Annotated in this window: 6 protein-coding genes; 4 read left to right on the top strand and 2 right to left on the bottom strand. The window is 40.6% G+C overall.

Translation table 11 applies throughout. The features are described 5' to 3' along the window. Nucleotides 1-9 precede the first annotated feature (9 nt). From K2X50_02790 to K2X50_02780, 3 genes are all read left to right on the top strand, one after another. Nucleotides 10-4176, top strand: a complete 4167-nt coding sequence (locus K2X50_02790) for a tetratricopeptide repeat protein (protein MBX9586164.1) — start codon at nt 10-12, stop codon at nt 4174-4176. Between the two features lie 263 nt (nt 4177-4439). Beyond that, entirely contained in the window at nt 4440-5738 is a 1299-nt protein-coding gene (locus K2X50_02785) for an MFS transporter (GenBank protein MBX9586163.1), read from the top strand. A 23-nt stretch (nt 5739-5761) separates the two neighbouring features. Beyond that, nucleotides 5762-8266: a nucleoside hydrolase gene (locus K2X50_02780; protein MBX9586162.1), complete on the top strand. Its 2505-nt coding sequence runs from the start codon at nt 5762-5764 to the stop codon at nt 8264-8266. Between the two features lie 574 nt (nt 8267-8840). On the opposite strand, the gene K2X50_02775 is transcribed toward K2X50_02780, so the two are convergent. Next, nucleotides 8841-9428, bottom strand: coding sequence for an F-box protein (locus K2X50_02775; GenBank protein MBX9586161.1), 588 nt, complete (start codon nt 9426-9428; stop codon nt 8841-8843). Nucleotides 9429-9631: 203 nt separating this feature from the next. Here K2X50_02775 and K2X50_02770 point away from each other — a divergent pair, with 203 nt between their 5' ends. Then, a complete protein-coding gene (locus K2X50_02770) occupies nt 9632-9859 on the top strand; it encodes a hypothetical protein (protein MBX9586160.1) in 228 nt (75 codons plus the stop codon). 133 nt (nt 9860-9992) lie between these two features. Here K2X50_02770 and fabD read toward each other — a convergent pair whose 3' ends face one another. Beyond that, complete coding sequence (gene fabD / locus K2X50_02765; protein ID MBX9586159.1) at nt 9993-10862, bottom strand: ACP S-malonyltransferase; 870 nt, start codon at nt 10860-10862, stop codon at nt 9993-9995. Nucleotides 10863-10959: the final 97 nt, after the last annotated feature.

Here is a 10959-nt window from a genome sequence, read left to right as displayed (position 1 = left end):
GAGACTACAATGGAATCAGCAAGAGAAGTTCCTTTATTTTCTCAACTCAGTACAGTCAGTATTAAAAACTATAATGATAAAATCGTTGTGAATCTGCTGCCCACCTTAGAGCAAGTTTTAGAAACGGCGAGTGCTTATGTATCCCCTAATACTATAATAGATAGTGCGGTTGGCGTGGCTTCTGGAATAAATGAATTATCCAGCGCTGTCCATTTATCTTACTCCAATGCGCAGACGCAAAACGCCGGACGTACATTGACTATAAAAGAGCCCCCTCTGGAAATAATCATTGAGCAACCACTGGATGAAAGCTCACTCGTTAATTTATCAAGACTTTTGGGTGAACACACACCCGCCTCCATGTCTCAAGAAGAAACCGCATCGCTTATTGCGCTTTTGGAAAAAAACCAAGTGGATCACTTAAAAATTAAATCAACCGGTGTTCGCTTTGTCTTTCGTATTCTCGAACAAACCTTCAGGCCATTATATCGATTACCGCCTCAATTTGAGCATTTTACCGGACGCCAAGAAGAATTAACAATGCTTCGGGAAGGACGTGATTCGGTTAAAGTCATCGCTCCTCGTGAAAATCTGCCCCCCGAAGAAAAACACGATAAAAGATTTTCACAGATTGCCGGAACTGGCGGAATCGGAAAATCACAATTAGCTAATTACTACGCGCGATTACAATTTAGAGAAAAAAATTATGACTGGATCATTTGGATGGTGGGCGGCGAAGATGATCAACGAGCGCACAATAATTTATCGTCTCAATTTGCTGATTTGGGACTTGCGCTTGGGTTAGATGTTAAACAATTGAAAGATGAAGTCTTACATAAATTAATTTATCAAAGGCTCGCAGCAAAAGGACGAGGTTTGGTGGTGATTGATGATGCGCCCAATTACAACGTAGTAAAATCCTTTTTACCCGAACGGTTTGACCATCGTGAGATTGATGTACTCATCACCACACGCAATAGCCATACATTCGATTCTGTGCTTACCAAGATATTATTAGATGTATTTACACTGGGCGATGCGAAGCAGTACATTCACCGACTTCTCAAAGAAACGGTCACCGAAGCTGATGCTGAAGTTTTGGCCATCACATTAGATCGCTATCCTTTGGCTTTAACCCAAGCGTTGGCTTATATTCTCAATAATCACTGTACCATAGCGGAATATTGTCAGCGTTATACCACTTTACGTGTCGCACAAAAGAAATATTTAGAAACGCCTGTTTATGAAGATGATCCTTACCAACTCGAGCATCAAAAACGACAAAGAAAATTTGAAGCCACCATGAAAGCGGTGGTGGAATTGTCCATGGAACAAGTCAGAACCATCTGTCAAACAGAAGAGGCTTTTGGGAGAGCAAAGACGGTATTATTGGCGGCTACTTACCTGGCACCCGAAGCGGCTATTCCTAAAGGATTATTGGGAGCATGGATACCAAAATATGAAGGCGAAATTGAGATTAATGATGCCTTAAATGTACTTCGCGCACTCTCCTTACTAGAAGAGGATAGCCAACTGGCAGCGTATCGTATGCACCAGGTGGTGCAGGATACGTTGAAGCTCGAGGAAACTCCGACAGCTACACAGATGAAGCTATTACAATGGGTTAAAAATTTCGAAAGGCACTTAGAATCATCTGGTACGTATTTCAGAACACTTGATGAACAAAAATATAAACTACTTGAAGCTCATATGATCGTGTTGGCTCAGCATTTGAGTCGACAACCGCGCGAAGATGAATTTCTTGAAGGAGAAGTATTTATGCTTATGGCTGCAGGAAATGCTTTTGGTCTCCAAGGAAAAGGGGAAACTGCAAAATATTATTTTGAAACCGCGCTGAAATGCCATTGTCAAATCTCAACACGAAGTACAAAAAAGCAAAATGAAGGCTTTTGCCTAATGAGTTTAGGGGCAGCTACACTTACCTGTGGCGATCCAAAGGGGGCGAAAAAACATATTGAAGAGGCTCTCTCAATCCTCCATCTCACTTTGCGTGAAGAAGAGCATGGGGTATTTGCGCAGGGCCTGATGAATTTAGGCTTGGCCACCTTGTCCTGCGGTGACCCCCGGGGTGCGAAAAGACTTTTGGAAGAGGCCCTGCCAATCCTTCGAGCAGCCTTGGGTGAAACTCATGCGGACGTGGGACTGTGTCAGATGAATTTAGGATCGGCCACCCTGTCCTGTGGTGATCCGCGGGGTGCGAAAGGACTTTTGGAAGCAGCCCTACCGATCCTTCAAGCGGCTTCGGGTAAAGATCATGCAAATGTGGGACGGTGTCAGATAAATTTAGGATCGGCCACCCTGTCCTGTGGTGATCCGCGGGGCGCGAAAGCACATTTGGAAGCGGCCCTACCAATTCTCCGAGCAGCTTTGGGTGAAGCTCATGCGGACCTGGGAGGGTGTCAGGCGAATTTAGGATTGGCAACTCTGTCCTGCGGTGATCCTCAGGCTGCAAAAGGAGATCTGGAAGCGGCCCTGCCAATCCTTCGAGCAGCCTTGGGTGAAGCTCATGCGGACGTGGGATTGTGTCAAATGAATTTAGGGTTTGCCACCCTGTCCTGCGGTGATCCGCGGGATGCGAAAACGCATTTGGAAGCGGCCCTGCCAATCCTTCGAGCGGCCTTGGGTGAAGCTCATGCGGACCTGGGACGGTGTCAGGCGAATTTAGGATCAGCTACTCTGTCCTGCGGTGATCCACGGGGCGCGAAAGCACATTTGCAAGCGGCCCTGCCAATCCTTCGAGCGGCCTTGGGTGAAGCTCATGCGGACGCGGGACGGTGTCAGATGAATTTAGGCTGGGCCACCCAGTCCTGCGGTGATCCTCAGGCTGCGAAAGCACATTTGCAAGCGGCCCTGCCAATCCTTCGAGCGGCCTTGGGTGAAGCTCATGCGGACGTAGGACTGTGTCAGGTGAACTTAGGATCGGCCACCCTGTCCTGTGGTGATCCGCGGGGTGCGAAAGCACATTTGGAAGCAGCCCTGCCAATCCTTCGAGCAGCCTTGGGTGAACCTCATGCGGACGTGGGACTGTGTCAGATGAATTTAGGATCGGCCACCCTGTCCTGTGGTGATCCGCGGGGTGCGAAAGCACATTTGGAAGCGGCCCTGCCAATCCTTCGAGCGGCCTTGGGTGAGGGTCATGCGAACGTGGGGCTGTGTCAGATGAGTTTAGGAATGGCCATTTTGCTTTGTGATGATCCTAAGGGTACGGGACATTTGGAAACCGCGCTGCCAATCCTTCGAGCAACTTTGGGTGAAGGTCATGCGAACGTGGGATTGTGTCAGATGAATTTAGGGATGGCCATTTTGTCCTCTGGCGATTCTGATAACGCAAAGACATACTTGGAAAAAGCCTTACAGATCTTCAGAGATTTCTTTGGTGATGACCATGAATATGTCAAAAAGTGCCAATCATTGTTAGCTGAAGCTTATCAGGACTCTCGTAAGCATATTCAGCCGGTAGCGAATAAGGATCAAGGCAGACTATTACTGAATAATTGGAATACCGAGGATCCCCCACAAGCCATTCGTCGCGCCGCCACCCATGGCACATCGCATGAGTTATCCAGTCTTCTTCAACAATTTCCTGCTTACATTAACGGGCGAGATTCCAATCCACAAAAAGGTTATACGGCACTGCATTGGGCCGTGTTGAAAAGGCGAGCTGATAATATCGCGGTATTATTGGAACTGGGCGCGCGGGTGGATATTCAAGATAATCAAGGTCGAACGATCATTGATTGTGCGCTTGAGGATCACCATCCACCCATCATTGACCTGTTTAAGCGAGCATTACTCCGTCGGTATAAAGACAATTATATGGGTGAATCTCAGCTCGATATAATAGTGCGTTTGTGTGCACAGAATAATGATACAGAAGGGTTAAAATTATTAATCCATTTAAAAGTCCCTCTAGATCACGCTGATACGAACACTGGACAAACTGCATTGCATTTAGCCGTGATAAATGGAGATGAAAATTTCATTAGGCTTTTGCTTGAAGCTGGGGCTGATCGATCTCTCGAAGACTTTATGGGTAATACAGCTTTATCCCTAGCTGAAGAAAAGAATGAATTGTTAATGGATAAAATTGCTGATGATGTATTAGCGGCTCTTTCAGATGATGGTTTGGAAGATACCTCGGCTTGCAGCCTATGAGTTAACTCAACAAAATCAATGACTCGATCCTATTGAACTAAAAGAAAAACTACAGGGACTACAAAACGAATTATGGATAATAGAACCAACCTTCAAATGTTTACGGTGAAAAGGTTTGACGTTAATGCCGAGAATCGCAGCCACTTGCTAAAAGATCGTCATCTCACTTATTTCTGACGCTAGGTTAATACACTCATTGCAAAAATATTAGAAATTTGTTTCACTTCGTTGCATGTTATATAATCATCACTAAGTGAGCACCTGTGAGCAATACAGTTATTTCTAGAAATACCTTATCACTCCTACAAGCTTTAAAAATGACAAATGCTTGGTTAGTTATTTTAGGCGCTTCATCTTTTTTCTTCTATCAAATGATAATAATTAATATGATGAATGTACTGAACATCCACATGCTACAATCTCTCCATATTAACACTAAACACCTAGGAATTATTTCTTCCAGTTATTTTTTTGCTAGTTTATTATCTTTATTGCCCGCTGGAATTCTTTTGGATCGATTCTCTACAAGAAAATTGATTTTATTAGCTATGTCAACCACCGTACTCAGCACATATCTTTTTGCCTTAGCGCCCTCTCCTATCATTGCACTCACCGCTCGATTTATTGCAGGATTATCAGGTGCATTTTGTTTTATTAGTTCTCTTCGATTAGCCACCCGTTGGTTTCCACCTGAAAAACTGGCACGTGTGACAGGAGCAGTAGTTGCCCTCGGTATGATAGGAGCCATTATCTCTCAAGCACCACTCAGTATTCTAATAGATCAAATTGGGTGGAGACAAACAACTCTAATTGTCGCGACAATAGGATCGTGCTTAATCTACGTTGTGTACAAAACGGTCGAAGATTACCCAGCGGATCAGCCATACACTTCACCGCCAAAACACAGCACGAATAATTGGTATAATTTGAAAACCGCACTCACCAACGCGCAAAATTGGCTAACTGGACTGTATATTTCACTCATGAATCTCCCGCTCTTTATACTCGGCGCACTTTGGGGATCGCTTTATTTAACTCAGGCATACTCTCTAAACAATACACAGGCTGGTGAAATTACGTCGATGGTATTTGTTGGCATGATTTTCGGATCTCCGTGCATGGGCTGGATCTCTGACCGATTAAAAAACCGCCAACTACCGATGATATTTTTTGCAGTCTTGATTTTGATTCCTTTAATATCACTCATTGTGGTCACTCACCAAAATTTTTACACTCTTCTCCTGACATTTTTTTTGATCGGATTTTTTTGTAGCGCACATATCATAGGCTATTCACTGATTGCTGAATGCAACTCAAGATCCATTACCGCCACAGCTGAAGGCCTTGCCTCCACACTAATGCTTGCAGGTGGGCTTGCACAAACACCTTTTGCGTGGATATTACATTCTCACTGGTCCGGTAAGATAATGAATGGCGTGGCTGTTTACTCAGTCTCGGATTTTAATCGTGCAATAATGATGTTGGTAATTGCGGCAGTTGTAGCAGTTGTTATTGCACTTACTCTGAAAGAAACTCATGGTAAGCAGTATCAAGATTCTTAACACAGGAAAACGGAGACTTTAAAATGAAAAAATTTAGCAAAGATGATGATCAACCCGTACGAATTGTCAGAAAGAGTAAATTTTTACTCAGTGAGTTGTTTAGACCAGACGAGAAAAGAGATGAGCATAAAAAAGTTTATCATGAATTTAGAAAATTATTGGTTCAACTAAAAGAATACATGGAAGATAAGAGCCAATTAATAGGTCACAAAAAAAGAAATCTTCAAAAATTTACCACTATAATTAGGGTGTGGGAAAATGAAACCGCAGAAACCATCAAGCGGGAGATAAAATCATTAAAAATTGACTCTAAATTTGGCTTCCTAATTTACAAAACATCGACTGGCTGGAATATAAAAGGCATGACTATCACAGGCCAAATCATTGATAACTCAATTGATCTAATTCCTACACATCATTCGCACTATAGAGATTCACTTCTCGAATGTCTTCGAGATAAAAAAAGTAATGAAAAACTTTTAGCTAGCGACCCTCTGCATAAACTTATTGTAGAATACTTCGGATATTATCGGCCTTCCATGTTTGTTAGCTATTCTTGGCCAAGCCCAGAATATCAAAGCACATTTCAACAAGACTCTAACAATAGACGCGATATTCACAAAGTGGCAAAGGATTTAGAATACGCTGGTTTTCGAGTATTAATTGATAAAGATGATTTAACTCGAGGTGATGTTATTGATCACTTTATCGATTTAATTGATGGTGAAGATACAGATTATGTATGTGTTATGGGCACACCTCTATACAAACAAAAATATGACCACCCCTCTTTATTCTTAGACGGTGAGTCGAATAAAACTTATGTTGAGGCTAAGGCGATTACCCATCGAGTCAACACGAAGCTAGACTTTGATCAACGTACAGTCACATTGTTGATTGACGGCGAGGAGTCTACTAGTTTTCCTGCTCAGTTGAAGAGCAAAATATTCTGCAAATTTAGCGAGAATGATTATTTCAACACTTTCTTAAGTTTGTTTTTTACCCTCTATAGATATAAAGACCCTATGAAAGATAAAATTATTAAAAAAATGATAAACGAATTCAATAATAAGGTGCGTCCCGTCGAAACATCGAAGGTTTTATTACCAATGAAAAACAAGCCTATTATTATTTTTACCGATCCTGGCGTCGATGATCTAGCCGCTCTTGGACTGGCATTGGCACCCAATGCATTTAGAGAAATTAAAGCGATTGTTGCCTGTGCAGGTAATATTGAACGGGATAAAACAGTCCAAAATGTCCTCGATATTTGCAATCTTGCTAATCGTAAAGATATTCCTATTTTACGTGGGTCAGAAAAGTCCATGAGCGGCGATCCAATTAAGACTGATTACGAAGCACACGGAGATAACGGGCTGAATGATGTTAAATTAGAAAGATCATTACAATCATATGAAGATTGTGATACTACAGACTTCATCATCGAATGCTTAAGACATTCACGGGATCCCATAACACTGATTAGTATAGCAGGATTAACTGATGTAGCACTTGTGCTGATAGCAGCCCAAAAACAGAATTTGCTCGACAAAATTGCTGGTATTTCAATTATGGGAGGGGTTTTTGATCCTCGTGAAGCTAACGCACCCAAAGCAAACTTACAATTCCCTATTAAGTATGGTGAATTTAATTTTCTCTGTGACCCTGATGCCACTCAAAAAGTATTTGAAATTTGCGGCTCAGGAGATACTCCTATTCCTGTAATATTATTTGATCTTTCATTCACACATAAATATTGTCGATTTACACAATCTCAAACAGCGCTTTTGCGAAAAAATCCACAGAACAAATTCAGCATCACCATTGCTGATGCATTAGACATTATTCCAGCCGTTTATAAGACACGATTTCATTTTGGCCCACCCTCACAACCAGCTCATGATGTGTTCCCAGTAATGGCGCTCATCGAAGAAAATTTATTTGAAGGTGAATATCTCAACATTCGTTGTCAGACGCGTAAAGATTCACATCCTGGCAAAGTTGAAATTGTTGCAGGTGATCAATACCCAAAAGTCTTTCTAATCACTGCTGTTCAACCCAATAAAGAACAAGTTTTTTTTGATAAATATACTGAGATGCTGAGTCGATACACTCAGCTCTCACCTCAGAATTTAGCAGTTCAGTCACGTACTCCGCTTGCACCACAACCAAGCAAAACTCAAACTAACGATTCAGCATCGCACACTGGAGGAGGGTCGCCCAGATTCTTCGACACGAGCTCAAAAAATGTGGCTGCGGCCGCGCCCGTAAAATCAACTGAAATACCTCCCCCCTCTTCTGAACCCACTTATGAGCAAAGGAGCGTTTCGATTGAATTGACACAAGGGATTGTTATTGTGCCTAAAAGTATTCAACCGGCATCTCTTGATGCCTTGCTGGACGTTGCTCATCGTTATGCACCGCCAAAGTTTCAAACGAAATCAAAAGGTCCAGTTAAAGAAACTTCTGTAGCTGTTATCGTCAGAGAAGATGAACCTCGATCTAGTCCCAACTCGAGTTACAACTAGGAATATCACACCCACGTGGAAATAGCTTTCACTATTGATGATTTCAATTATTCAAAATGGGGCATTTATGCCCCATCATCTTATATCATTAACATTAATTGTGAACCATGATTGGTGGAGTTGATATTTTTCGATCAGCTTTGTGAACCATTCTGGTAATGCTGGATTCTTTTTCATCAATTACTCCCGTCTACTGTTAATGTATACACCAAAAAGCTTTGGTTTCTTGATAATCAAATTGAGCTGCGTATCGAGCTCCATATGCGGAATCAATTCAGTTAAATTTAATTTCCATTCCGAACTACCAAGTTTATTCGGCAGAAATTTGTCAACCATTACGATCACAAAAGGTAACATAACGAATAAAAGCTCGCAATGAAAATAGGGGTATATTTTAAACATATTTTTAAGAATACGACGAATAAATTGCATCTCAAAACGATATTCCCAGCACCGTATTCTAAATTGATTACATTTATACATTTTTTAATATTGGGGATAATAATGAGGCCAGAAAGTATAATTGTTTCTCAGTACCAATAACATAAGAATTAATAACTAATATTTTGAAAATTTATTTTCGCAGAATAACCTCACCATTTTGATACTCATCAATCTTTTGCCCAAGAATAACCAATTCATTTTGTTTTTTCTTGATGTCTTTATTTTTAGCAATATCCTTAAAGAATGTGCCTATTCCATGACATATCGGATCAATCAAATAAACAAGACCTGCCATAGATGCTAAAGGGCCAACAGATGGATAATTTGGCGCTCTAACCGCGCGATAGGGGCGAGGGTTAAAATTCCTTAGATCATCCATTTCGGCTTCCAACACCCTTTTTCGCTTCTCCAACTTACTTACCAAGAGTGTTCTTTTAATATCCTTACCATCTCTATTAACTTCTGCCTGATTACTCTGGTCCGCCACTCTTTCTAAACCCTCTAAAAATGGACTCAAAATCTGAACATCATTTGATAGACGATGCCAAGACTTGCTGACCGCGTTTGCATGCAAAATATCCTGAAAATTTAAATCCTTAAAAATATTTAACATGATCTCGTCTGGGAATACATCAGCTGGATCTAGTCTCTTCTCAATATCATAACTCTGATTACTAGAAACACAATTTATAGATCTAAAAAACCCAAATTTCTTCATACTAGCCTCCGCAAAAAAAATACTAATAATAACTTATAGGTTATTTACAATTTAATTAATGCGAAATAATACTCAGTATATAAGAAAAATATTCTACGATTATATTGATCTCAATATAGGTAAATATACGACTACTCTGAATAAAATTTATTTCGTATATTTTTGTTGTTAAATTTTTATTATCAACAATGGAGAACGCTTCAATGAAACAAAAAACCGACCCTACAAATCCTCACCCTAAAGAGGATGAAAAAAAACTGAGCCAATGGAAAAGAGAGAAAGCATTAAAAACTTCTAAGGAATTTGGGGTAAGTTTGCTTCAGGGTATGGCTAATGGCTTATCAATGTATGGGCAAGTAGCCCCGAGCTTATATTTTGGCGCACCGCTTCCAACCGTTCCAAATTATTCCAATAACACAAAGAAATGCTGAGACAATAGTGCAAATTGCCATAGTCGGTTGAACTTAACTTTTCCAAGAAAACCGATTATGGCAAATCACTTTGCACTAACCTGCTAGTAGGCTAAACCTCCTAGTAATTAACCATCACGCAAAATCTTGTTGATCATAAACCTTGCGTCATCTCAAGCTTTATTTGTTCTAATAACCCACTCAAGATTGGTCTTCCAGTAATAATTTCTTTTATATCTCTCGTAGAAGAGTTTCTCAATATCCAGCGCATCGAATCCGCCCACTTTACTGGCGAATAAATATGAGATACGAGGTTTTTCCTAATGCTGATTTCATCTGCTTCATACGGTAAAGCGTTAACATTAGCAATAACTGGAATTTTTGGTTTACTTAAACTAATACCATTGAAAAATTGCTCAAATTCCTCAGCTGCATCTCTCATATATCTTGTATGAAAGGCGCCACTGACATTAAGAATTGAATATAACATCGCTCCAGATTTTTCAAAAACACTCTTTAAATCCATAATTGAAGTCATAGGACCAGAAATAACACATTGACTTGGTGAATTTATGTTGGCTACTTGCACATTGCTAATCGATAATTCCGCTAAAATAGATTCAACTTTTTTTAATTCTAACCCAATAACAGCAGCCATACCTCCATCATGCATCAGTGACATTAGTCGACCTCGTTCTCTAACAAGCTTCAAACCAGTAGAGAAGTCAAAAACCCCAGCCGCATACAATGCATTATATTCCCCCAAACTATGGCCTGCTAAATACTCTGGTATGCATTCTGTTTCAGAATTAAGATCTAGGTATGCTAACGCATTAACAACGAATATTGCAGGTTGAGTATATTCGGTTTGATTAATACGATCTGCACCATTCATGCAAAGTTCTTTTATCGAGTAGCCTAAAACCTCATCTGCGATCGAAACGATTTCGGGAAATCTACCGAAAAGATTCTCACCCATTTTTAATTTTTGTATTCCTTGCCCTGGAAAAATATAAGATACCATAATACGCTCCTTAAAAAAGTTAACGCAGTATATTGATACATGCTATATGCAGCATATCTGTAAAACTACTAATTGCATTAACGACTACATATCGCCC

Source organism: Gammaproteobacteria bacterium (assembly GCA_019748175.1).
Taxonomy (GTDB): domain Bacteria; phylum Pseudomonadota; class Gammaproteobacteria; order JAIEPX01; family JAIEPX01; genus JAIEPX01.
Note: the sequence above shows the minus strand (reverse complement) of the source record. Positions and strands in the feature narration are given on the sequence as shown.

Bases quoted from the DNA above. Each gene is read 5' to 3' on its own strand.
- fabD (MBX9586159.1), bottom strand. From the start codon at position 10,862: ATGGTATCTTATATTTTTCCAGGGCAAGGAATACAAAAATTAAAAATG.
- K2X50_02780 (MBX9586162.1), top strand. From the start codon at position 5,762: ATGAAAAAATTTAGCAAAGATGATGATCAACCCGTACGAATTGTCAGA.
- K2X50_02770 (MBX9586160.1), top strand. From the start codon at position 9,632: ATGAAACAAAAAACCGACCCTACAAATCCTCACCCTAAAGAGGATGAA.
- K2X50_02775 (MBX9586161.1), bottom strand. From the start codon at position 9,428: ATGAAGAAATTTGGGTTTTTTAGATCTATAAATTGTGTTTCTAGTAAT.
- K2X50_02790 (MBX9586164.1), top strand. From the start codon at position 10: ATGGAATCAGCAAGAGAAGTTCCTTTATTTTCTCAACTCAGTACAGTC.